Annotated in this window: 18 protein-coding genes; 14 read left to right on the plus strand and 4 right to left on the minus strand. The window is 58.0% G+C overall.

What is annotated here, in order from left to right; all coding sequences use genetic code 11:
• The 4 genes from R2940_15055 to R2940_15070 form a co-directional block, all read right to left on the minus strand.
• Complete coding sequence (locus R2940_15055) at positions 1-636, minus strand: acetate uptake transporter (protein ID MEZ4601106.1); 636 nt, start codon at positions 634-636, stop codon at positions 1-3.
• Positions 633-1,769, minus strand: coding sequence for a butyrate kinase (gene buk / locus R2940_15060; GenBank protein ID MEZ4601107.1), 1,137 nt, complete (start codon positions 1,767-1,769; stop codon positions 633-635). Before buk ends, R2940_15055 begins: the two co-directional genes overlap by 4 nt.
• Before the next feature lie 368 nt (positions 1,770-2,137).
• Positions 2,138-5,116, minus strand: coding sequence for a PAS domain S-box protein (locus tag R2940_15065; GenBank protein MEZ4601108.1), 2,979 nt, complete (start codon positions 5,114-5,116; stop codon positions 2,138-2,140).
• A 9-nt stretch (positions 5,117-5,125) separates the two neighbouring features.
• A complete protein-coding gene (locus R2940_15070) occupies positions 5,126-5,893 on the minus strand; it encodes a hypothetical protein (GenBank protein ID MEZ4601109.1) in 768 nt (255 codons plus the stop codon).
• 849 nt (positions 5,894-6,742) lie between these two features.
• Between R2940_15070 and R2940_15075 the strand changes: the two genes are divergently transcribed.
• The 14 genes from R2940_15075 to R2940_15140 all read left to right on the plus strand — a co-directional run bounded on the left by R2940_15075 (position 6,743) and on the right by R2940_15140 (position 24,150).
• Positions 6,743-7,051 carry a hypothetical protein gene (locus R2940_15075; protein ID MEZ4601110.1) on the plus strand — a complete coding sequence of 103 codons (309 nt, stop codon included), beginning with the start codon at positions 6,743-6,745 and terminating at the stop codon, positions 7,049-7,051.
• Positions 7,052-7,080: 29 nt separating this feature from the next.
• On the plus strand, positions 7,081-9,102 hold the full coding sequence (locus tag R2940_15080) for a CHRD domain-containing protein (protein MEZ4601111.1): 2,022 nt from the start codon (positions 7,081-7,083) through the stop codon (positions 9,100-9,102).
• 92 nt (positions 9,103-9,194) lie between these two features.
• Positions 9,195-11,168, plus strand: coding sequence for a cytochrome c peroxidase (locus R2940_15085; GenBank protein ID MEZ4601112.1), 1,974 nt, complete (start codon positions 9,195-9,197; stop codon positions 11,166-11,168).
• A gap of 54 nt (positions 11,169-11,222) precedes the next feature.
• Positions 11,223-12,308: a hypothetical protein gene (locus R2940_15090; GenBank protein ID MEZ4601113.1), complete on the plus strand. Its 1,086-nt coding sequence runs from the start codon at positions 11,223-11,225 to the stop codon at positions 12,306-12,308.
• Between the two features lie 85 nt (positions 12,309-12,393).
• Complete coding sequence (locus R2940_15095; protein MEZ4601114.1) at positions 12,394-14,778, plus strand: Ig-like domain-containing protein; 2,385 nt, start codon at positions 12,394-12,396, stop codon at positions 14,776-14,778.
• A gap of 14 nt (positions 14,779-14,792) precedes the next feature.
• On the plus strand, positions 14,793-15,914 hold the full coding sequence (locus R2940_15100) for a hypothetical protein (GenBank protein ID MEZ4601115.1): 1,122 nt from the start codon (positions 14,793-14,795) through the stop codon (positions 15,912-15,914).
• Between the two features lie 295 nt (positions 15,915-16,209).
• Positions 16,210-17,091 (plus strand): PDZ domain-containing protein, encoded by an 882-nt coding sequence (locus tag R2940_15105; protein MEZ4601116.1) that lies wholly within the window; start codon positions 16,210-16,212, stop codon positions 17,089-17,091.
• Positions 17,092-17,103: 12 nt separating this feature from the next.
• Positions 17,104-19,137, plus strand: a complete 2,034-nt coding sequence (gspD, locus tag R2940_15110; GenBank protein MEZ4601117.1) for a type II secretion system secretin GspD — start codon at positions 17,104-17,106, stop codon at positions 19,135-19,137.
• A gap of 8 nt (positions 19,138-19,145) precedes the next feature.
• Positions 19,146-20,885 carry a type II secretion system ATPase GspE gene (gspE, locus tag R2940_15115; GenBank protein MEZ4601118.1) on the plus strand — a complete coding sequence of 580 codons (1,740 nt, stop codon included), beginning with the start codon at positions 19,146-19,148 and terminating at the stop codon, positions 20,883-20,885.
• Positions 20,886-20,889: 4 nt separating this feature from the next.
• Positions 20,890-22,104 carry a type II secretion system F family protein gene (locus R2940_15120; protein MEZ4601119.1) on the plus strand — a complete coding sequence of 405 codons (1,215 nt, stop codon included), beginning with the start codon at positions 20,890-20,892 and terminating at the stop codon, positions 22,102-22,104.
• A 142-nt stretch (positions 22,105-22,246) separates the two neighbouring features.
• Positions 22,247-22,687, plus strand: coding sequence for a type II secretion system major pseudopilin GspG (gene gspG / locus R2940_15125; GenBank protein MEZ4601120.1), 441 nt, complete (start codon positions 22,247-22,249; stop codon positions 22,685-22,687).
• The gene (locus tag R2940_15130; GenBank protein MEZ4601121.1) at positions 22,680-23,171 is read left to right on the plus strand and encodes a prepilin-type N-terminal cleavage/methylation domain-containing protein; all 492 of its coding nucleotides are present in this window, start codon (positions 22,680-22,682) and stop codon (positions 23,169-23,171) included. Before gspG ends, R2940_15130 begins: the two co-directional genes overlap by 8 nt.
• Complete coding sequence (locus R2940_15135; GenBank protein ID MEZ4601122.1) at positions 23,161-23,535, plus strand: prepilin-type N-terminal cleavage/methylation domain-containing protein; 375 nt, start codon at positions 23,161-23,163, stop codon at positions 23,533-23,535. Before R2940_15130 ends, R2940_15135 begins: the two co-directional genes overlap by 11 nt.
• Positions 23,536-24,150 (plus strand): type II secretion system protein GspJ, encoded by a 615-nt coding sequence (locus tag R2940_15140; protein ID MEZ4601123.1) that lies wholly within the window; start codon positions 23,536-23,538, stop codon positions 24,148-24,150.
• Positions 24,151-24,163: the final 13 nt, after the last annotated feature.

Below are 24,163 nucleotides of genomic sequence, written 5' to 3' on the forward strand. Positions count from 1 at the left end.
TCAACGGTGAACAGGACCCAGGGGCAGAAGGACTCGGTTGAAGACCTCGTTGAGAACCTGGGCCACGCCCGTATAGGCGGCGCACAGCCCGCACAGAATGCCCACGAAGCCGATCGCCGATCTGATCAGGGAGCTTCCCAGGGCATCGCCGACGGCCAGGCCGAAAAACAGGATGACCGCCAGCGCAAAGGTGATCTGGAGCGCCCTGTTGAGCCGGAAAGTGCCGACGAACATGACCAGGGTAAAGGTGCCCCAGAGCACCAGATATGCGACCAGCGAGGGGATGCCGGGCGGGGCGCCAAGCCCGAGTTGCGGGAAGACCATCAGCCCGATGAAGCTCAGCCAGAACAGTCCGTAGGAGGTAAAAACGGTGGCGGCAAAGGTATTGTTCTTCCGCCATTCCATAATCCCGGCCAGAATCTGGGCAAAACCTCCGTAGAAGATGCCCATGGCGAGAATCATGCTGTCGTTGGGAAACAGCCCTGCGATATGCAGGTTGACAAGGATGGTGGTCAGGCCGAATCCCAGCAGGCCCAGCGGAGCCGGGTTGCCCGTACCGTCGGGGATCGAGCAGAGAACCGGAACCGGGGAAACTTCGTTGACTGGAAGCTCGTAAACGTTTTTGGCAGTTTTCATTTTTCGACAGCTCCTTGAAGGATTGTTTTTGGGTCTGGAACCGGGGCGGTTTGGGTATAGGATCTCGCCGGCGCCTCCCCGCGGAGGACCCGCAGGGCGCCTTGGGCGAGAGCAAGCATTTCGTCTTCGCCGGGGTGAACCCACACCGGAGCGATAAAACCGGTCCGCTCCCGGATCCACTCCACCAACTCCTGCCAGTGGACCACTCCTCCCGTCAGGATGACCGCATCCACATCACCCTTTAAAACAGCGGCCATGGCGCCGATTTCCTTGGCGATCTGATAAGCCATGGCTTCGGCAACCAGCCGGGCCGAGGCATCTCCTTCCCGCATTCGTCGTCCGACCTCAATGGCTGAATTGGTTCCCAGGTAGGAGACCAGTCCGCCTTGGCCAATCAGCTTTCTCTTGATCTCTGCCTTGCCGAGCGCCGCGCCCTGAAAACAGAGCTCGACCACATCGAGCAGGGGCAGGCTGCCGGTTCTTTCGGGAGAGAAGGGTCCTGCGTCCAGTCCGCCACTGACATCCACCATCCTTCCCTTCTGATGGGCGGTGACGGAAATGCCGCCGCCGAGATGGGCGACGATCAGGTTCAGGTCTTCGTAGCAGGCAGAGCGTTCGGCAGCGCCCCTGCGGGCGACCGCTTTGATATTCAGGGCATGGGAGATGCTCCGCCGTTCGATTCCCGCCAGTCCCGAAACCCGGGCGAGATCGTGCAGCTCGTCCACAGTTACCGGATCGACGGTAAACGCAGGAATGTTCGCGATCCCGGCTATCTCATGGGCCATAAGGACTCCCAGGTTGGAGGCATGTTCCCGCTGACCGACCGCCCTCATCTCTTCCAGCATGACCTCGTTGACGGGATAAGTCCCGCTTTCCAGCGGTCCCAGCAGGCCTCCCCGGCCGACTACTGCATCCAGTGTTTCAATCCGGACCCCGTTGCTCTTCAGCCAATTCAAAACGGTGCCAAGGCGAAAGGAGAACTGCGAGGGGATGTTCGGAAAAGCCGACAGCTCTTCTGCCTCATGGCGCAGAGTGTCCTGGAGTGTCGGAACCTCGTTCTCAAAAAGGGCCACTTTGGTCGAGGTTGATCCTGGATTGATGGCAAGGACCCGCCATAAAGAGTGCTTTTTCATGATCTTTCCTTTCAGTGCGCTGATGCTTTTCCCTCCAAAGGACACGACTATCCGGGCTGAGGATGCTGATTGAGCAAAGCTTGTGCCGGGGCTGGAATTTGAATTTAAGTGTTTAGAATTAAATCGATTCTACATTTAGTAATGAGGAATCAGGGTGCGCCGTGGGGTGCAATGAGAGACAGGAGCCCTCGCTACGGAAAAAGGAAAATCAGGTGAAAACTGCGGAGAAGAGAGAAGAGAAAGGTTTTTTCGAAAAGCAACGAAACTTGCAGGGGTGCGTCGGCAACATTTTGACGAGGGCCGCTCGATTCTTTCACCCCCTCCTGATGATGAAGATCGCTAGCACTCTGTGAATCATCGGAAAGAGGTTAAAGTGCCGGAAAGGTTACGGTGACAACCGTGCCGACGCCGACTTGTGAATCGAAATCGATGGTGGCCTGATGGTCCTTGATGATCGAATAGCAGATCGAGAGGCCGAGGCCGGTCCCGCCGGTTTTCTGCCGGGTCGTGAAAAAAGGATCGAGAATCCGTCCCCGGATATCGGGGGATATCCCCACGCCCTGGTCCCTTACCCTCACCAGTATGGAGCGCGGTTTCTCCTGAAAGATCGTACTGACGAACACGCCGGCCTGACGATCGGGCAAGGCCTGCAGGGCGTTGATGATGAGGTTGATCACGACCTGTTCGATTTTCTGGAAATGTCCCAGGACCGGGGGCAGTCCCTCGGCCAGGTTGCAGGCAAAGTGGTCGGTATTCTGTCTGATTTTGTTGCCGAGAATGATCAGCGCCTCTTCGATGATCCTGTTGATGTCGCAGGGGCGGTGCGCCGAACCATCGTCCTGGCGGGAGAAGTCTCTGAGGCTGGTGACGATGTTCTGGATGCGCCGCGAGCCTTCAATGAGACTGTGAAGGAGTTGGGGGATATCCTTGAGGGCCTCATCGGCGGGCAGCCCGCCGAAGGTCAGATCCGGCCTGTTCGCGGTCGGTTCCTGCAGCAGGCGCTGAATATCCGGCCAGGCTTCCTCCAGGTACTGGGCGCTGGACAGCAGATAGTTGTTGGGATTGTTGATTTCATGGGCGATGCCGGAGGCCAGGGTGCCGATGGCGGTCATCTTGTTGGCTTGAATCAGTTTGGCCTGCAATTCGGCCTGTTCCTTGCGAATACGCAGTTTTTCCGTGATGTCCCGGAAGGTGCCGTAGAGGTACTGCTGGCCCCTGGAGCGGAGCAGTCGGCCGCGAAACGTGACGATGATCCTGTCCCCCCGGCTGTCAAGTGTATGCAGCGGAGAATCGGAACCCCACACCATTTCGCGGTTCGAGTCTTCTTTCTGTGCCGAAAGTTTCTGGGCAAAGGCGGCCAGGATCTTCGGTTTCATCAGCATCGCCAGTCCGCCGCCCAGCAGTTCTTCCTTGCTGTAGCCATACAGCCTGGTTGCGGCAGTATTGGCGTCGAGAATGGCCAGATTCGTCGGGTTGAACAAAAAGGCGGGGTCCTCGTTCTGTTCGAAAATGCTGCGAAACAGTTGCTCGCTTTCCCGCAGGGCAATTTCGGTCCGCTTGCGTTCTGTAATGTCGGCCAGAACGCCTACCGTCCCGATGATATCCCCTTTCGGATCGCAAAGAGGCGCCGTCGAAAAGCTGATGTCCAGCAGTTTGCCATCCTTGTGCCGGCGCCTGGTTTCCTGAGCGTAGAAACGCTCTCCCCGGTTCATCCGTTCCAGGTTCCGGCTGAATTCGCTTTCCAGCCCGATCGGCACCAGCGGATAGTCCTGGTTCAGCACTTCCTGCTCCGTCCAGCCGAACATCTGCTGGGATGCCGGATTCCAGAGCTGGATGCGGCCCTGGGTGTCCAACACGAAAATGGCCAGTGGCGACGCCTGAATGGTCGCCTGCAGTGTTTGATTGACCTCCCGCAGCGCCTCTGAAGCGCGCCGGCGTTCGCTGACATCACGGCTGGCGAAAACGGCGCCCGTCACCCGCAAGCCTTCGGTGATGCATTTGCCGATGGTCTCCAGCCAGACATAGTGGCCGTCGGCATGACGATAGCGAAATTCTTCCCGAACCTTTTTTTTCTCCGGCAAGGTTTCCTGAAACGCGGTCCTCATCCGTTCCAGATCCTCCGGGTGCATCAGGTCGTAGAGGCAGGTTCCGATCAGGGTTTCGGGAGAAAAGCCCAGGACTTCCCTGTGGGAGGGGCTGAGATAGGTGAAAGAACCGTTCTGGTCGGCAGTGCTGACCAGATCGAGCATGTTGTCGGCGACCCAGCGGAACTGCTCCTTGCCGCTGACCAGAGCCATTTCGGCCCTTTTGCGTTCGGTGATGTCCCGACTGGCGAACACCGCTCCGGTGATGCGGTTTAAACTGTCCCTGGTGCATTTAGCGATGGTTTCCAGCCAGATATAGTAGCCTTTGGAGTGACGGTAACGGAATTGCGACTTGACCGTTTCCAGAGCGGGCAGCATGTCCTGAAAAACGATCCGCATCCGCTCCAGATCCTCGGGATGCATCAGATCATACAGCCAGGTATTTAGCAGGCTCTCGGGGGCGAAGCCAAGTACAGACTGATGGGAAGGACTGAGGTAGCGGAAAAAGCCCTGCTGATCGGCTTCGCTGACCAGGTCCAGCATGTTGTCTGCAATACTGTGTAACTGGTTTTTCTTTTCCCGAAGCGATATTTCATTGCGTTTCCGTTCGGTGATGTCCTGCAGGATGCCGAACACGCATTCCACGTCTGATGCCCGGAAGAGGGATAACTGAATGACCACTTCCCGTCGGCTTCCGCCTTTGGCTGCGAGAATGCCGTCATATTGAAGCTTCGCGAGTTTTTCCTGCACCAATCGAGCGTGGTGGCGGCGATTGAGCTGAGCAAAGACGGGTGCGAAGATGTCACCGTCACTTTTTCCGGCAATCTCTCCCCGTGGCACTCCCATCAGGTTTTCGAAAGCGGTATTGCATGCCAGGTAGACGCCATCCATCCTCTTGAAAAAAACAGGGTCCGGCAAAAGGTCGATGAATTCCTGATGGAGGCCTGTAGTGTTGAGGCATTTGTTTGACGAGGCAGAATCGGATGGAGGGATTAAGCAAGTTTCTTTTTCATGATCGGGATTTCGATGCATAAGGCATTGCCTTAGAAAAGTTCCGGTTGTTCTGAAACATACAGGGTCTGCAGTGTCCATTATAGGAAAATGGAGCTTCAATTTATAAGAAAATTTTTCGCAGATTGGAAAAAGACAAGCCGAAGGCGAAAAACAGTGCACGAAAGAGCGATTCGACAGAGTCTGTGAGCGTTGGCGCAAAAAAAACGGCCCCGGGATTCCCAGTCCCGGGGCCGTTTTTGTACACCCCATGAAGGAGGATCAGAAGCGGAGAAAGGCTCCTGCATAGGGACCGGAGAAGGTAGCGTCGATGAAAAGGTCCGATTCGTCCACGTCCAGATCCAGGTAGCGATAGCCGCCGAAGATTCCAACCATGGGCAGGGGGGAGAACTCGATCTGGGCGTCGGCATCCAGGAAACTGTTGTCGCTGTAGCTCATGTATCCTGCCCGGCCGATCAGTGCCAGGTAGTCGGCAATGCCGAGTCTGGCCCGCAATCCGATGGTCGGAACCGGAATGGTACCGGAGATTTTCTCGCGGAAGTTGTTGGTCTGGCTAGAAAGGCTGACCTCGCCATCCACAACCTTGACCGACAACTCGGGCCCGGCCTGGATGCGAACCGGAAGATCGTCGAGGTTGAGCAGATTCCAGGTCAATCCGACATCGTAGATGTCGATGTCTATTTCCCCTTTGACCGTATCGGAAATCGGAAAGACTTCGCCCTCGAAAATAATGGTCCTGTCCAGAACGGATGTGCCGGAGAAATCGAGGGGCAGGTAGCCCACGGCAAGCCGGAAAGAACCGAACTGAAAGGCTGCCTCGGCCGTCAGTTCCTCGCTGTCGTCGAAGTCCAGGTCGTCCTCCAGGTCGATTTCGGTATTGATGGTCCCCGATTCCGTAGACGCGAATTGGCCGTCGGGGGACAGAAAGACATAGCTGAGTTTAAGGGAGATGTTTTCATCGGCAACGGCGCCGAAGGGGAACAGGCAAAGCAGGAAAAGGATCAAAAGGGCACGAGTGACTGGCTGCATGGAGTACCTCCTGAAGTAAATGGGCATATCGCCCATGCAAGGGACGAAAATTGTTTTCACGCCTCGACCAAAAGTTTCACGGCAGGACCAGATCCGACGGGTCTTGCTCGTAAATGTCGAAAAACTCCGGTAAATGAAAATAATCTTTTCGGGCAGTTTTTGTGCGTTTGACCCAATGAACACTTGTAATTAAGCAAAATTTGAGCCCGAAAAGTTCCTTTGTGAGATTTGAATTTCGGACATGCACGATGTTTTATTCAAAAACCCAGAAAATTATAATTTTTTCGATTTTTAAATGAAATCGGGAATTTATCGTTGCGGAGCGGTTTAAAGGAACAAAAAAGCTCGAAAAAACAGTGAGCTGAATTGCATATTTAAACAGTGTGGTTTAGACTATTAATGAAAAGTAAAACCTATTTATTTTATGCAAAATAAAGATAAAAACCGCATAGTTTGTGATTCACTGGAGCTAAATCTAAAGAAAAAATTAATATTTGACAAGGGCAATTGTCCTGTCAGTATTAAGATTAATAGGGTTAATGCACTACTGATGGGAAGAATGGGCAGAGGTAACAAGGGCATTCCTTCCATTTTACTAACATTTGAGAAAGTTTCAGCATCTGCTCAGGTTTTATTTTATTTAATTTTCTTGAAATGGTTAATTATTTTTATGTTTTTAGTCCCCCAGGGAGCGACACTGAACTTCTCCTTTCTCGGTGGTTATGCCATCCGATTCAAATATAAATAATCACTTCTCTTGCTATTTCGACAGGCTGGCCATGCCGAGAACCAAAGCAGGCCGGTTTTAAATATTTCAAATATGTCGTGGTGATTGAAAGGAGATTCCGTATGAAACGAATCCTTTTGACAGCACTTATGCTGGCTATCGCGGTTGCAGGGTTTTCCAGTCATGGCGAGGCTCGGGATGACAAAAAAGACCGGGTCCGCTTCTATGGATGGGTTGAATCCATGCCGGAAGGCCTGCTGGGCACCTGGATCATCGGTGGACAGACCGTTGTTGCCAGTCCCGGGACCGAATTCGACGAAGTGGACGGACCGCTGACGGTCGGTGGGTGCGCCAAGGTCGATATCCGTGGAGGTGCCGTTCACGAGATTGACAGTGAGCCGCATCACGACTGTCAACGGCCTGATCCCTAACGGGTCATTTCTGCTTACGGGAATGTGTCATGAAAAACTTTGATTTTGTATTAAGGATGGAGGTTTTTCTCACGGCCTGTTTTTTGGGCCTCTGCCTTTCCACCCCGGCGGCCGCCGCCCTCAATTTCGTCTCCAACGACATACCTCCTGCTGGTGATCCAACCCAGGTGGCAGTCAGTCTCGCCAACGGGTTCCCCCTCTGGTATGAGGATGGGACCGGCCTGCAACTGGAACTCTGCCTGGACCGCCAGATCCTGCTGAACAACGGTGTCACGGTAAATCCCTGCGAGGTCGCTGCTCCTCTGGCCGGTGTCCCGGTGTCCTTCCCCGGCAATTTCGGGTCGGAGGCGCTCTACTGGTCGGCGGTGTTTGCCGATACCTATATCAGCAGCGACGGCCTTGAGTACGGAGCCCTGTTGACTTTGGCCCAGGAAGCCGGTTTCGCCAATGAAGGGGGGCCATCCGACGGAAGCCAGCTGGTTTTCAGCCGCATCCGCCTGCGCATCGACGTTCCCGTGGCCGGCACCTACAGAGTGACCCACCCCTTCGGCAGCTTCGATTATGAGGTCGCCACTCCCGGGACCCGCGCCATCAACCAGACTCAGGACCTGGGGATTCTGGATGTCCAGAATTTTCTGGTTTCCATGCGGAACCAGATTAATTTTGTGGCTCCCCCGGGCCTCAATCCGGCGATTGATGACGGGGTGGTCAACAGCAACGGGGCCACCGTCGGTCCCTTTCTGGTTCCGTCCGACGACGTATTTGATCCCGCCACTTTTACCGGCGGCCCCGTTGTCGGCGTGAACGGCACGGCTTATATCGGCCTGCCCTTCGCCCCCGGACTTGTAGAGGTGTTTCAACCGATAACCGGAGGCTTGGGTGGCGTCGATTTCTTTGAAATTGAGCTGCTCAATCCACCGGTCGGCTTTACCCTGGATGCCGGCGCCATTGACGGGACACCTGACAATATCGTCACCATGACGAACTTTCAGGTGATGGGGAAGATTTTCGATGATGGACCCAATACGGCTCCCACAGCGAACGACATCACTGTCGGAACCGCGATAGGACGCCCTGTTTCCATCAATGTTTTCCCCGCCGACCCCAACCTTCTCGATCCCGTTTCCGACTCAAACGTGCACGGCGTCAATCTTCAGGCGGTCGTCGTGGCTGATCCGGTGACCGGGGGGCCGGTGCTCAACAACAACGGCATGCCGATTCTGACAGCCGTATTGCCCACGACCATGGGGGGTACGGTGCGCCGCATCATTCCCATTCAGACCGGGCAGGCAGAGTTCATCTACATTCCGCCCTCGGACTTCACCGGCACTGACTCTTTTGATTACGTGGTGCAGGATACCGGCGGCCTGATTTCGCCGCCGGCCACCGTGACGGTCGTGGTGGAAGATCTGCAGGTGGAACGCGCCGATTTCCGTATGCGAACCGGCAGATACTTGATCAGCGGCACCACGACTGAAAGCCAGAACAACACGATCAACCTCTTCGCCGAACCGCGCGCTTTGCTCACACCGGAGGCCGCAGGCCAGGTTCCACCGGTTACAAGTGGCTCCGACGGCAGCGTGGCCCTGCGCATCGGCGAAAACACCATCGAGTACCTGGTCTCGGCGGAGCTTGCGTCTTCCGCCACCCGAATCACCCTGAATGTGGGTGCTCCCAATGAAGACGGGCCGGTCATTTTCACCCTGTTCGAAGGGCTGTTCGGTCTTCCCTTCGTCAGCCCCCTGAACAGTACCCTTGGGACCTTCGACCTGCAGCCCCGCCCGGACAGGGGCATCAGCTCCTTTGCCGATGCCGTCGATGCCATTCTGCGCGGTGACTGCTATGTCATTGTCAACACACTGGATCTTCCGACTGGCGATATTCGCGGTCAACTGTTCCGCCCTGTTATCGGCAGCGCCACAGTGACCCCCGATGGCCGCTGGCGCTTCAGCGGTCCCGCCTTCCAGTCCGGGCCCGGACCCCTGCCCGGGGTCAGCGCCGAATCGGCCAATGGGGTGCGGACTTTCGGAAGGGATGTGCGTTTCAGGTAGAAACGTGCTGCGTTTGTATGAGTGACGATCAACCCGTTGAACTGATGCAACAGTCATTCTATGGATTGATGGAAAATGAGGAGACAAAGAAAATGCGAACCCGTCACCTGGTGTTATTGGCAGCCTTACCTCTGGCGCTGGTCATGCTCGCTCCCGCTCCGGCTTCGGCCGTCGATCCCGCCCCCCTCAATACGGTGGTCGTGCCAGAACCTGTCAATCTAAACCAGTTCGTGGCCGACCGCACTGCCGCCCGACGTTTGGGGAAAGCGCTGTTCTGGGACATGCAGCTTGGCAGTGACGGCCAGATGGCCTGCGCGAGTTGCCACTTCCATGCCGGTGCGGACGGCCGAACCCGCAACACGCTGAATCCGGGGGCGAACGGCACTTTCGACAACGGGTCTCGGGTCAACAATCAGATAGGAACAAATGACTTTCCCTTCGTCAGCTTCGCTGCGCCGGACGACCCGGATTCCGCCCGTACCGTGCGTGACGATCGGGCCGGCAGCCAGGGGGTGAACAGAAGCCGTTCCCTGGGGATCGTCGAAGGCCTTCCCCGGGAGCCTGCCCGTTCGGAGCCCGACCCCGTTTTCAATCTTCATGGACGCAATGTTCGTGGCGCCACACGGCGCAATGCTCCTTCCATCATCAACTCTGTCTTCAACTTCGCCAACAACTGGAACGGACGAGCCAACCACTTTTTCAACGGGGTGAATATTTTCGGCATCATGGATCAGCAGGCGGTGGTCCACATCAACCAGGGGGGCACACTCACGCCCGTCAGCCTGGTCGACAACCTGCTCAACAACCCCTATGCCCTGGATAATTCCAGTGTTGCCTCCCAGGCCCTGGGGCCACCACTCGACACCCTGGAAATGTCCTGGATCGGCCGCACCTGGCCGGATATCGGACGCAAGATGCTGTCCCTGCGTCCTTTGGCCGGACAGGATGTCCACCCCCAGGACAGCCTTCTGGGAGGGGCTCGCCATTCCTCCGGCAAAGGTCTGAATACCACCTATCAGGCCATGATCCAGGCAGCCTTCCGCCCGGAGTTCTACAACAGCTCCTCAGTCATCGACGGATACAGTCAAATCGAGCACAATTTCCCCCTGTTTTTCGGTCTTGCCGTGCAGTCCTATGTAGCCACCCTTGTGGCCAACAACAGCCCCTTCGACCGGTTTCTGGCTGGTGATATCGGGGCCCTGAGCCCGAGCGCGCAACGGGGTTGGGGAACTTTCCAGTCCGGCGGAGCCGGCTGCCTCGATTGCCATATCGGGCCGGAACTGACCGGCGCCTCCATCACCTTTGCCAAAGCCCCTGGTGAGCCTGGACTCATCGAGCTGATGGCCATGGCGGACAACAGCCTGGGCAACTATGACATCGGCTTCTATAACATCGGGGTGGCGCCCACGACCGACGATTCGGGACGCGGCGGTCGGGTGACGATCAATGGCCAGAGCTTGCCCATTTCCTTCACCGGGCAGTGGTTTGAGCGAAATACTTTGCCCTTCGACCCCGTTGCCCAGCCGGGATGTATCAACGATTTTCTGGCTGATCCTCCCACCATCTGCCCGGACCAGGTTGACCTCAATACCCGCCAGGCGGTCAACGGCGCCTTCAAGACCCCGGGGCTGCGCAATGTTGAGCTCACTGGTCCCTACATGCATAACGGGAGCATGGTGACTCTGATGCAGGTGGTCGATTTCTACACCCGCGGAGGCAACTTCCCGGCAGAAAATATCGCAAACCTGGATCCGGCGATTCAACCCATCGGCTCCCTGCGCGGCAATGAAGAAGGTCAGGAGGAACTGGTGGATTTCCTCCTCTCCCTGACCGATGAGCGGGTCCGCTGGGAAATGGCCCCCTTCGACCATCCCCAGCTGTTCGTTGCCGACGGTCATCTCGACCGGGTCCCGGGCAATCCGAAGCGAAGCCGCGTACTGAGCGACAATTTATTGGAAATTCCGGCCGTTGGTGGACTGGGGCGAAATGCCCAGGGGTTGCCGCCTCTGAGGCCCTTCCTGGCCCCGGACGGTCTGTCCAGCACTCAGTTCCATTACCAGCCTTAAGGGTTTGATGAAATAGAAGGAATGCAATCAGGAATAAGGACAAAGGAGACGATGATGAAAAGCCTGAGACTGATTCTGAGGGGCCTCACGGTGGCTGTCAGTCTATCTCTCACTGCCTGCGGTGGCGGCGGTGGCGGTGGCGGCGGCGGCGAGGTCAGCGTTGCAGACACCGTGTTCGACGTGGCCATTCTGGCCAATCTTACCGGCGGCAGCTTCAGCGCCGGCATCGCCATCAATCCGACGGGTATGACCGTCGGTTACGGCGAAGACGCCACAAGCATCATCAAGGGAGTTCGTTGGGACGCGGCTGCTCCTGCCGCCGCTCCTGAACAGCTCGATCCTCTCGGTGGCGATTCCACCCTTTACAGCGCTGCTTACGGCATCAATCCGGATGGCACGGCGGTTGGTGAATCGGAGGACGGTCTCGGCAATATTCTGGCTGTTCACTGGCCCGCCGGCACTACGACTCCGCAGGTTCTGAGTACGGTCGGGCTGCCGGCGGGGAACTCGGCCGCCTATGCCATGAACGCCAATGGTGAAATCGTCGGCGAGGCCGGGAGCGGCACTAATGCCGTGTACTGGCCGGCAATCGGGGCCGATCCGATCATTCTGGGCAACCTCAGTAATGATCCGGCGGCCTTCAGCGCCGCGTACTTCATCAATGACGCCGGTTTCGTGGTGGGCGAGTCGCTCAACGCCCTCGGGGCCGTCCAGGCGGTGGTCTGGACTCCGGGTGCCGGAGGTGTCTTTACCCCCGGTCAGGCTCCCCTGCCCCTGACGGAGATAACCGGTCAGACGGGCAGCGTGGCTTTCGGCGTCGATCTGTCCGGCAATATTGTCGGTGAGGCCGAGGTGGGAGCGGACGTGTTCGGCATGGTCTGGAATCCCGACGGCACGGTCAAGTCAACTCTGCCTGCCGCCACCTCGGTTCAATCCATCAATTACAACAACAGGATGGTCGGCTACGTCAATGCCAACACGGGCACCGACAACGCCACCATCTGGAACGCTGTCAACATTGCGGACAACCAGAGGCTGACCCTGGCCACCTTCAGCCAGGCCTACGGCATCAACGACAACCGGCAGATTGTTGGCATCGCCGGAACCCAGGCCTTCGTGGCCACACCGGCTTCACCATAAGGACCAAAGCTAATCAGGCCAAAAACGGCTGAACGAAAGCACCGGCCGCAAGTGTTGTTCCATTTGGAGAAAAGGAGATTTTATCATGGCAGCGAGAATTAAGTTGATGGTCGCCACACTGATCCTGGCTTTGAGCTGGATCGGGGCGGCACCCGCCGGGGCAGTCCTGACCGATCTGGGCGACCCCATTACACCCCATGGCTATCCGGCTTTTTACACGGACGGTGACGTCGCACTGGAGTTGTGCGTTCCGCCACCGGCGGGGCTTGCCACCGCCGCGGCCCAGTTCTGCATTGGGGATCCGCTCGACCCCAACCCGCCGTTCGTTACGGGAGAAGGTTTCTATTATATGGCCGTTGCCTCAATCCCCCTGGGTCTCAATGGGGCAGTCGGTGACGCGACCATCGAATTCGCCGTTGAAAGCACCTATGGCGGGACTGAAGAGCCGATTGACGGCCAGCAGATTACCTTCGCCCGGACCCGTATCCGGATCGACACCCCGGTAGTCGGCACCTACACCATCACCCATCCTTATTCCGCAACTTCCGTGGTGTTCGAGGTGGGGGATGAGGATCTGGACGGCGAGCCCGACGGCATCAACATGACCGCCGATATCGGATCGGCCAACTTCCTCGACCCGGCTCTCGCGTTTCGCGGGACCCTGACCGGCCCCATCGGCCCCTACCTGACCTGGGAAAACTTCGATACCAATCCCGACCTGCAGGTCCTTGCCGTCGACCCCGTTTCCGGGGAACCGACAGAAGAGGTGTTGGAGCAGTACATCGGTGACCCGAATGTTCTCAGCCCTGTGGTCGGCGGATTGAACAACAACGTCTTCCGTGTCCAGGGTCCCGAGGGATCCAACCTCGACGGCCTGGGTGGCGATGTTGTCGAAACCGACCTGTGGTCCATCATGGGCAAGGTCAATGACATAGTGGATGATGGTAACCTTTACGTTTATGCCAACGCGCCGGTCCCCAACCTGTTTGCCGTTGGACCGGTAAACCGGGAAAATTTCTTTGTCACCCCTTCCACCGGCCAGGTTGCAGGGGAAGAGGATTACAGTGACGACTACTCCCTGGGCTATCCTCACTGGTATCAGGAAGCGGTCCCGGTTATCGATACCAATACCGGGGAGCAGGCCATCGATCCGGTGACCCAGTTGCCGGTCTTCGAGGGCGGAATCCAGCTGACCCTCTGCCCTCCCGGCGATGCCATGTGCATTTCCGATCCGATTATTCCCACGGATCCTGTACAGACCGCCCTCATGACCGGCGGTGAGGGGTTCTGGTATTTCGCCGCGGCCACCATCGATGTGGGAGACGATTCCTATTTTATCGAATTCGCCCTGGAGTCGACCTTCGGTGGCGCTGAAGAAATGGTTGACGGCAACCAGATCTCCTTTGCCCGTGAGCGGATCCGGTTCAATTTCGACGCCGATACGCCGGTAGCCACTTATAGAGTGACCCACCCCTATGGCGAGCGCATCCTCGAAGGCGATCCGGATCGACTGGACCGCGTCCGCTTTACCTCCGACATCGGCATCTCCAACCTGGCCGATCCGGACGGAGCATTCATTGGCGCCCTCTACGGCATTATCGGTCCGCAGTTCCTCGTTTGGGATAATTTCGAAAATCCGGCTGCCCCTGGTACGCTTTTGGGTGCCGATTACCCGGTGCAGGATCTGGTGACCCAGAATCTGGAAACCGGATTGTACAGCTACCATGTCGGTAACCCCAACATCCCTCATACCGTTACCGGTGGCTGGAATGGCAACATTTTCCGTGTCGAGCGCCTGGTCAGTGGCACGGTCGAGGACGGCGAGTGGGAGATTATCGGCCAGACCGACCAGTGGGTGGTGTCGGGTAAGGTCTTCGACCCCGCGACCTTCGAATTCAACATCAGCCCCGACGTGCCGATTGCGGCGGCTGATGCCGTGACCCTCAATATGGCGGATCCCTCGCCCTATATCATCGATGTCCTGGCCAACGACACGTTCACCGATGGTGTTCCGGTGACGGTCGCGGTGGTAATCGACCCGATTGATGGAACCGCCGTTGTCAACGGTGACGGCGCCATTATCTATACCCCGGATACCACTCTGGCTCAGGCGGGTGGGGTCGATACCCTGACCTATCAGATTTCCCAGACCATTGATACTCAGGTGCTGACCTCGTCCCCGGCGGAAGTTGTGATCACGGTTATCCCCGTGGAAACCATCACCGTCGACCGGGCGCGTTTCGACACTCGTCGCCTGCGGCTCGACATTACAGGGACCAGTAATTTCCCTGGTACCATTCTCACTTTCCATGCCGGCGATACCGCCGCGGGTGCTGTTCTCGGCACTGCCCAGGTCAGTGACACCGGCCGCTGGAGATTCCGCGGAACGGCCACCACCAACATCACCGCCGTGACCATCGTCTCCTCAACCGGCAACGAGACCGTCAACCAGGCGCTGCAAGTGCGCTGAGAAGGAGGATAGATATGAAAAAACTGGCTAATATACTTGGATGCCTTCTGGTTCTGCCGGTGCTCCTGACCGGCTGCGGCGGGGGCGGCGGCGGTGGCGACAGCGCCCCGGCGGGTGCCTTGACTCCGGAGGGGGCGGGCGCGAGCATTACCCAGGCCGTCGATGCCACCGGCGCCACGGTGACCGCGAATTTTACCAATGCTGTGGATATCAATAGTAGCAACGAAGTCATCGGGTTTGCCGAAATCACACCGGGAGCGCCCATCTCGGCGGCCTTTTGGGAGGTGGTCGTTGATTCCAATGGCGCCGCGGCCATCACCCCGCGGGCGCTCGATCCAATCACCGGCTCCTTCAGTGCCGCTTTTGCCCTGGATGAGACCGGAATCGCCGTCGGTCAGTCCTCCACGGCCACCACTGCCCTGGTCGCCGTCTTCTGGCCGGCCGGGTCCAGCACCCCAACCCAGCTTGACGGCCTGACGGCTGCCGGCAACAGCCGGGCTCTGGACATCAGTGCCAATGGCGACCTGATTGTCGGCGAAGCCCAGGATGCGGCCCTGACTACCCGCGCCGTTGTCTGGGTCTCTGATGGCGCCGGAGGCTTTAACGCTCCCGTTGCCCTCCCGGTCAACGTCTTTGCGGTCGGGGGAGTCCTGAGCCAGTTCAGCGCGGCCAATGGAGTGGCTCGTGTCGGTACAACCGATGAAATCCTGGTGGTTGGCGAAGCCCTCGACGGTGATAACATTCTCCATGCCGTCCTGTGGCGCTCCGTCAATAATGGGGCGACCTACACGGCATCGAGCCTGGGTGAGGATCACATCGCCTATGCCGTAAACGGCAACCGGCTGGTGGTTGGCGAGTCTGATATCGCCCTCTCCCCCGTCTCCTGGACAGTGAATGATGCGGGGGTGGCCGCAGCTCCTGTTTCACTGGCAGCAGCGGGAAGCGCCGTGGCCGTCAATGAAAACAGCCGCATCGCCGGCTGGACTGGTGCGACTCCGATTGCGGCGGTCTGGAGCGGCACCGTTCCGGCCAACGTTTTCGCTGTGGAAAGCCAGGCCTTTAACCTCAATAATGATGTCGAACCCCTGGTTGTGGGCCGCCAGGGCGCTGTGGCTTTCATCAAGCGCGTGAACTGACGGTCTCTGAGTCACAGGGACTGGATACAAGTCGACCACGGGCGCCGGGATTTCCGGCGCCCGTGCCGTAATGGGAGTCTTTGTCTCCTTGAGGCCAACGGGAGACCTCCGGAAGGCTTTTAAGGATTTTGTGGATTAAATGCAAAAATAATTGTATTCTGCCCCTGATGATCAAATTCACGGATTTTGAAAGGCTTTTCGATTTTGCCGCCTGTTATGCCTGAACTGATGATGGGGTCATTTTTGCAGGAAAAGCTCGCATTTGCCTTCTATTGAATATGCAGGAGGGGGTCTGATGTTTTTCGGTCTGGAAAAAAAACATATCCGCCTTCTCAATCTTGTTCTGATTATCCTCCTGGGCCTGGCTGCAGGCTATCTCCTGGCCACTCTGGTTGGTCTTCATCTGGCCGGGCAGAAGCCGTCAATGGAAGCGGCCACGCGACAGAAAAGCCTTTCCTGGCGAAAACCCCCTTTTTACGCCTATCAGTCGGTTCTGACCAATAACCTGTTCGATCCGCAGGCACGCAACAAAGCGGATGGTCTCTCCCTCGCGGATGGTTCCGGGCAGGAGGGGAAACCGGGTCGGACGGATCTCACGCTCCTGGGAACAGTGACCGCCCGTCATTCCCCTCTAGCCGTTTTCCTGATCAGGAATGAAGAGCATATCGTTCGTTCGGGCGGGGAAATTCCCGGCGGTGGCATCCTGCAGGAAGTTCTTCGCGACCTTGTTCGGATACGGGATGGGAGCGGAAGGATCTACGAGGTGACCTTGGACGGATCTTCCCCCTCCGCGACCGGTTCCGACGCACCAGCTCCGATTCCGGGCGACAGCATGAGTGATGTCAGGGAGGTCGGAGAAAACCGCTGGATCATAGGCAGCCAGACGGCTCAGAACGCCAAGGACAACATGAATGAGATCATGAAACAGGCCCGCCTGGTCCCGGAGGGGAAAGAAGGGCAGATCGAGGGGTTTCGTGTGGTGATGGTCCGGCCTCAGTCCCTGTTCTGGAACCTGGGGCTGAAGCGGGGCGACGTGATCAGGGAGGTCAACGGGATCTCCCTCGACAGCGCCGAAAAAGGACTGCAGATCTATCAGCAACTGCGAGAAGCCCAGAAGATTTCGTTGGTTCTGCAACGGGAAAATGAAAACCTGGAATTCGAATATGAAGTCGAATAGGAGGGGTGACAGGTGAAACGGCAAACAGTCTGGATTGCTGCGCTTTTTCTGCTTTTTTCATCCGCTGGTCTCTGGGCTGAAGGGCAGACGGTTGCTGCCCAGGAAACGAAGGACGAACGGGTCACCCTTGACTTCAAGGACGTCGAACTGGCCGCCCTCGTTAAAACCATCAGTGAATTGACGGGAAAAAATTTCGTCTACGACAATACGCTGAAGGGAACGGTCACCCTGATTTCCCCCCAGGAAATCACGGTAGATGAGGCCTACGACCTGTTGCTGGCCGTTCTGAACCAGAAGGGCTTCACCGTGGTCCCTTCCGGACGTGTGCAAAAGATCGTTTCGACACGCACCGCCAAGGAGGAAAGCCTGCCGGTGGGCAGAGGGGTGTCCGAGCAGTACGTTACCCGGCTGATCCCCCTGACAAACGTGGATGCCGGAATTCTTGCCACCACCGTTCTCGCCCCCCTCATTCCCAAGACCAGCAGTGTGGTGGCCTATGCCCCGACGAATACCCTGGTGGTGACCGACAGCGCGGCCAATATCGATCGCCTGGTGAAGATCATCCGGGAGCTGGATATTTCCGGCAAGCTCGGCACCTTCGAAGTGATCCCCCTCAAAGAGGGATCGGCGGAGGAGGTTGCCGGCATCTGCAACCAGATGCTCGAGGAATCCCAGCAGGACGGTTCGGCGGCGGCCGCTGCCCGGAGGCAGCGGAGGATCGCCCAGACCGGCGGCGGAAAAATTCTCGCCTATCCGCGGACCAATTCGCTGATTGTCATGGCTTCCGGGTCCGAACTGGAGACGATCAGGGAGTGGATCCGCAAACTGGATCAGAAAAGGGAGTCCGGACAGTCGAACATCCATGTCTACTACCTGGAAAACGCCGATGCCGAAACCCTCGCCAAGACCCTGAACGAACTGATGTCCGGCGCGCCTGCGATGACGGGCAACACCGCCGCCGGCCAGGGCGGCCAGGGGCGGGCCGGGGCAACCTTCATTACCGCCGACATTCCCACCAATTCCCTGATCATCAATGCGCAGCCCGCGGATTATGAGATCATCGAGGAGCTCATTCGGGGGCTCGACATCCTGCGCAAGCAGGTTTACGTCGAGGCCCTGGTCATGGAGCTCAGCCTCGACGCCACCCGCGACCTGGGCGTCTCCCTGCAAGGGGGCGCCGATGTCGGCAGCGAAAGCGTGATCTTCGGCACCTCGAACCTGAACAACGGCAATGTGTCCCTTTCCGACCTGACGCCCGTCACCGGAACCTCCATTCCCAGGCTTCTGGCCCGCTCGGTTGAAGGTCTGATGCTGGGCGGATTGTTCAATCCCATCACGGTAACTGGGCTGGACGGTCAGGAGATCACCATCCCCGCTTTTTCCGCCCTGCTTCACCTGTCCAAGGTGACCGGTGACGTCAATATCCTGTCCGCGCCGCGCCTGTTGACCTCTGACAATGAAGAGGCGGAAATCGTGGTGGGTGCCAACGTACCCATCGTCACCGGCACTCTCACCGACACCGGGTCCACCGGTCTGGCCCAGAGCCAGACGATCGAACGGCAGGACGTCGCCCTGACTCTGCGCTTCACTCCCCAGATCACCCAGGGGAACCTGATCCGGCTGGACGTTTTTCAGGAGATGACCGATCTGGTAGCCGGGACCCTGAACAGCGTCAACGGTCCAACCTGGACCAAACGGCTGATCAGGAATACGGTGCTGACCGAGGACAGCCAGACGGTGGTTCTGGGAGGGCTGATCGGCACCAATACTCAGGAAAACGTTTCCAAAGTCCCCCTGTTGGGGGACATTCCCGGTCTCGGCTGGCTGTTCAAAAGCAAGAACACGACCGAGCAGAAAACAAATCTCATGGTGTTCATTACGCCCAAGATCATCAACAATGCCGGCGACCTGAAAAACATCACCATGAAAAACCAGGCACTGATGCACCGGCTGCAGATGGGGACTGAGGCCCTGGAGGAGATGTTGTCGCTGGAAGGGCCGGCGAAGAGTACCGAAACGCCGACCGGACCTCTTGAACACTACTGAGGGAAAAAGTGAAAGTCCAAGACCTGACAGAGAGCACGGAGTTCCACCAGGATATGCAGAGCTCGCTCGGCAGGATCCTGCGGGAGCGCCATGGGGTGTCTGAAAAGACCCTGCAGGCCGCGCTGGAAAAGCAGCGGAATTCAGGGGGCAGGCGGCTGGGATCGATTCTGCTGGAAATAAAGGCGGTTTCCCCAAAAGTTCTGGCCCAGGCCCTGGCTGAGCAGATGCGGCTCGAGGTCCTGGAGAAGATTCCGGAGGGTCTCTTCTGGGAAAAATGCCTCGAAAACATTCCGGTTGCGTTTCTGCGGAAAAATCTGCTGCTGCCCCTGGAAAAGAAAGATGGCAGACTGCTGGTCGCCGTCGCGGATCCGATGGAGACCCAGCCACTCAATGATCTTTCGGTAGTGACGGGCGAGCCGATCAAAATCATTCTCTCGACGGCGGAGGACATTATCGCCGCCCTGAACCGGCATGTGGAAAAGCAGGCGGAGAATTCCCAGGAGGTCATCGAGGAGATCGAAGGGAACCTGGGAGACAAACTCGGCGCTACGTTGGAGCCGGCGGACCTGCTGGATATCTCCGACGAGGCTCCCCTGATCCGGTTCGTCAACAGCCTGATCACTCAGGGATACAAACAAAGGGCCAGCGACGTGCATATCGAGCCCTTTGAAAAGGAGTTGGTCATCCGCTATCGGGTGGACGGCGTCCTTTACGATGTCCTGCGCCCGCCGCGAAATGTGCATGCCGGACTGGTCTCCCGCATCAAGATCATGGCGAATCTCAACATCGCGGAAAAACGTCTGCCCCAGGACGGACGTTTCCGGGTGCGGATCGCCGGCAAAGATGTGGATGTGCGTGTTTCCACCCTGCCGACCGCCTTCGGAGAACGGGCGGTCCTGCGACTGCTGGAAAAGAGCAGCAGCATCCTCAGCCTCGAGGAGCTGGGGATCGGCAGAGACCTGCTCGGCCAGGTGGAAAAGATGATCGGCAAACCGCACGGCATCTTTCTGGTGACGGGTCCCACCGGCTCCGGCAAGACCACAACCCTGTACGCCGCCCTGACCCGGCTGAATTCCAGGGAAAAAAACATCATCACCGTGGAGGACCCGATCGAATACCAGCTTGCCGGAGTCGGGCAGATCCAGGTCAATCCCAAGATCGACCTGACCTTTGCCAACGGCCTCCGCTCCATCCTCCGCCAGGACCCCGACATCATCATGATCGGTGAAATACGCGACCGGGAGACGGCGGAAATCGCCATTCAGTCGGCTTTGACCGGTCATATGGTTTTTTCCACCCTGCATACCAACGACTCGGCCGGCGCCCTGACCCGGCTGGTGGAGATGGGGGTGGAGCCCTTTCTCGCTGCTTCGTCCATCGTCGGTATCCTCGCCCAGCGCCTGGTCAGAAAAATCTGCCCCACCTGCCGCGAGGAGACGCTACCCCCGCCCGAGTTGCTGCAGGAACTGGAAAAGGAAGGCCTATCCTCCGAGAAAATGGTGTTTTATCGCGGTGTCGGCTGCAATGATTGCATGAATATCGGCTACCGGGGCAGGACCGGTCTCTACGAGCTGCTGCCGGTGGACGAAGAGGCCCGGGAAATGCTGCTGCAGAAAAAGGATTCGGCCACCATCAAATTGTCCGCGGTGCATAAGGGGATGAGGACTCTCAGGGCCGACGGCTTGAGGAAGGCCCTTCTCGGAGAAACGTCTCTGGAGGAGGTCATCCGGGTGACGCAGGAGGATTAAGGTTTTGTCGCTCTTCGAATATTCCGGCTTCGATGCGGTCGGGAAAAAAGTCAGCGGCCTGATCGAAGGCCCCGGGAAAAGCGCGGTCATCCAGAAACTCCGCAGCCAGGGGATCTTCCCTTCCAGCCTGCGGGAGGAACGGGAAAGCCATGGTCGGCGGCTTTCCTGGCGCCAGCTGACCTGGCGCAAGGTTCCGGCACTGCAGATCGCCATCGCCACCCGCCAGCTCGCCATTCTGCTGGGAGCGGGTCTGCCCCTGGACGAGGCCCTGCGGTCCCTGGGTGAGCAGTTGGACCATCCGGTCCTGGCCCGGGCCCTCAACCGGGCGCGCCAGGACGTGATCGCCGGGGAGTCCTTTCACCAGGCTCTGGAGAATCAACACCTCTTCTCCAAGCTGTTCACCAGCATGGTGCAGGTGGGGGAAAATACCGGACGGCTGGAGCAGGTGCTCGACCGGCTCGCGGATTTTCTGGAAGAACAGGCGCGGCTTCGCTCAAAGGTGCAGGCCGCTCTCGCCTACCCCCTGCTGATGACCCTGGTCGGGGTCTTCGTCCTGTCCTTCCTGTTCGTCTACGTCATCCCCAAGGTGACGCAGATGCTGGACGACCTGGAGCAGACCCTGCCCCTGCCCACCTGGCTGCTGATCGAAACCACGAATTTCATCTCCGCCTACTGGTGGCAGATAGTTTTGGTCGGAGCAGGTCTCGGATATGCCCTGTTCCGCTTCCTCAGGACTGACAGGGGCAAGGAGCTGCGGGACCGCGCTGCGCTGAACGTTCCGCTGTTCGGCAAATTGAACCTTTACCTCGCCACCGCCCGCTTTTCCCGCACCCTGGCCACCCTGCTGCATGGCGGGGTGCCGTTACTGACGGCTTTGGAGATCGTGCGCAATCTGTTTCGCAACGGTCTGCTGGTCGAAGTGCTCGATACCACTCTCAAGAGCGTTCGGGAAGGGGAAGGTCTGGCCGCTCCTCTGCGGCAAACGGCGCTTTTCCCGCCCATTGTCGCGCAGATGGTGGCTATCGGTGAAAAGAGCGGGGAGCTCGAGGGCGTGCTGCACAAGGTGGCCGAATCCCATGAACAGCAGGTCGGCATGACCCTGACGACCATGCTTTCGCTGCTGGAGCCTCTGATGATACTGGTCATGGGGGTGGTGGTGGGCTTTGTCGTGATCGCGATCCTGCTGCCGATTTTCCAGGCCAGCCAGGGGATCGGATGATAACGCAAGTTTGACACGTTCGCATCGTCTTGCCCGAATGGGTCTATCGGGCATCCATTTTTCAGGGATCTGAAAGGCTGGATTCCCGATCAAAATCGTTTCGGGAATGACTTTTGGCGATACCTTAAGGAGTTACAGGACAATGGCACGACGCACATATGCAAACCAGAAGGGTTTCACCCTGATCGAAATCATGGTTGTGGTGGTCATTCTAGGCATCCTCGCCACCTTTATCGCCCCCCGTCTGCTCGACCGGCCTGACGAGGCCCGGCGCACCAAAGCTACTCTGGACATCAAGGCTCTCGAGGAGGCACTCGGTCTGTTCAAGCTCGACAACGGCTACTTCCCGTCCACCGAGCAGGGCCTGCAGGCGCTGGTGGTCAAGCCGGTGACAGGCAGAATTCCCAGCAAGTATCCTGAGGACGGCTATGTGAAAAAAATTCCGCTGGATCCCTGGAACGGAGAGTATGTCTACCTGTCGCCCGGGGTTCACGACAATTTCGACATCATCTGTCTGGGGGCGGATGGAGAGGTGGGCGGCGAGGGGAAAGATGCCGACATCAACAGCTGGGAACTTGAATAACCAGAAGGGCTTCACCCTGTGGGAACTGACGATCGTCATCCTGCTGATCGGCATTTTCGCGTCCCTTACGGTTCCGGTCCTTAGCCATTACGGCCGTGACGACCTGGCCTGGTCGGCCCGCCGCATCGCCGGCACCGTGCAGTTTTTATTCAACGAAGCGGCGATCAGCGGTCTGGAGCATCGGCTGTCCCTGGAGTTTGCGGAAAACCGTTTGGGGGTGATGGTGGTGGAAAGCGACCGCCAGACGGTGGAGCTGGAAACCTGGAAAAGCAGGCTGGCGTTGCCCGAGGGGGTCAGGATCAAGGACATCCGCGTGGCCGGCAGGGGATCCTTTTCCACCGGAAGCGCCACCATCCGCTTTTTCCCCGGCGGCTATCTGGAAGAAAGCATTATTCACCTTTCCCGTGAGACGAAAGACCTGACCCTCAGGCTCAACCCCTTTACCGGGGCCACGGACATCCGGGAAGGCTATCATGAATTCTGATTCCAGAGGTTTCACCCTGCTGGAGGTGACCATCGCGGTGGCTATTGTCGGCATCTCCCTGACCGCTCTGCTGGGGCTCAGCAACCGTTGTCTGCAGGCGCAGGACAAGCTGAGAAATGTGACGACCGCGACCCTTCTGGCTCAGCAGGAAATGAACCGGCTGGAACTGGAGGCCGAGGATAACATCCTGAGTTTCGTGGACACGGAGGGCCGGTTCGAGGAGCCCTTCCAGGCTTTCAGTTGGACCGCCCGATATGAGGAGACACCGCTGGAAGCGGTGAAAATGGTTGTTGTCTCCGTCACCTGGGACAACGAGGACGCTACCCGCTCGGTCGATATCACCTCGTTTCTGATGGAAAGGTAAATGCCCGCCTTGCGTGATCAAAGGGGTCTGACGCTGCTGGAAGTGATGATCGCGGTGACCATCACGGCGATTCTGATGGCGACCATCTACGGAGTCTTCAGCAGCAACAGCCGCGCCAGGGCCAGAGTGGAAGAGTCGAGCCGCCAGATCCATCAGGCGAGAGTTTTTTTCGATCGTCTGGGCCGGGAACTCCGGGGGGCGAATTGGGAGGCGAACCGCGCCGGAACCAACTTTATCTGCACCATCGAGGACAATAAATTCAAGGAATTGACCTTCACGACCTCCTTGGAAACAGTTGTCGGCATGGAGGCGGCCGCCATGACGACCGTACGTTATGTCCTGGAAACAGAGGCCGAGGACCGGAAAATTCTCTATCGGGCCGTCGCGACCGGGGAACGGGCTGCGGACGGGGAGGATGCAAAATATCTGATTCTGTCCGATGTCGCAGAACTGGGTTTCCGGTTTTACGGCAATGGCGCCTGGTTCGAAAAATGGAACGCCGGGGACGAGAAAAAGCTGCCCCGGCTGGTGGAAGTCACCCTGGGAATCAGGACAGGAAACGACATCATGCCTTTTTCCACCAAGGTCGATATTCCCCTGGCCGCAGGCCGCTGATAGGGGGCTGATG

Source organism: Syntrophotaleaceae bacterium (assembly GCA_041390365.1).
Classification (GTDB): Bacteria; Desulfobacterota; Desulfuromonadia; order Desulfuromonadales; family Syntrophotaleaceae; genus JAWKQB01.

Excerpts from the sequence above, each read along its gene's own strand:
- buk (MEZ4601107.1), bottom strand. The coding sequence starts at position 1,769 with ATGAAAAAGCACTCTTTATGGCGGGTCCTTGCCATCAATCCAGGATCA.
- R2940_15100 (MEZ4601115.1), top strand. The coding sequence starts at position 14,793 with ATGAAAAAACTGGCTAATATACTTGGATGCCTTCTGGTTCTGCCGGTG.
- R2940_15075 (MEZ4601110.1), top strand. The coding sequence starts at position 6,743 with ATGAAACGAATCCTTTTGACAGCACTTATGCTGGCTATCGCGGTTGCA.
- R2940_15055 (MEZ4601106.1), bottom strand. The coding sequence starts at position 636 with ATGAAAACTGCCAAAAACGTTTACGAGCTTCCAGTCAACGAAGTTTCC.
- R2940_15070 (MEZ4601109.1), bottom strand. The coding sequence starts at position 5,893 with ATGCAGCCAGTCACTCGTGCCCTTTTGATCCTTTTCCTGCTTTGCCTG.
- R2940_15065 (MEZ4601108.1), bottom strand. The coding sequence starts at position 5,116 with ATGGGGTGTACAAAAACGGCCCCGGGACTGGGAATCCCGGGGCCGTTT.
- R2940_15090 (MEZ4601113.1), top strand. The coding sequence starts at position 11,223 with ATGAAAAGCCTGAGACTGATTCTGAGGGGCCTCACGGTGGCTGTCAGT.
- R2940_15140 (MEZ4601123.1), top strand. The coding sequence starts at position 23,536 with ATGCCCGCCTTGCGTGATCAAAGGGGTCTGACGCTGCTGGAAGTGATG.
- R2940_15095 (MEZ4601114.1), top strand. The coding sequence starts at position 12,394 with ATGGCAGCGAGAATTAAGTTGATGGTCGCCACACTGATCCTGGCTTTG.
- gspG (MEZ4601120.1), top strand. The coding sequence starts at position 22,247 with ATGGCACGACGCACATATGCAAACCAGAAGGGTTTCACCCTGATCGAA.
- R2940_15135 (MEZ4601122.1), top strand. The coding sequence starts at position 23,161 with ATGAATTCTGATTCCAGAGGTTTCACCCTGCTGGAGGTGACCATCGCG.
- R2940_15080 (MEZ4601111.1), top strand. The coding sequence starts at position 7,081 with ATGAAAAACTTTGATTTTGTATTAAGGATGGAGGTTTTTCTCACGGCC.
- R2940_15085 (MEZ4601112.1), top strand. The coding sequence starts at position 9,195 with ATGCGAACCCGTCACCTGGTGTTATTGGCAGCCTTACCTCTGGCGCTG.
- R2940_15105 (MEZ4601116.1), top strand. The coding sequence starts at position 16,210 with ATGTTTTTCGGTCTGGAAAAAAAACATATCCGCCTTCTCAATCTTGTT.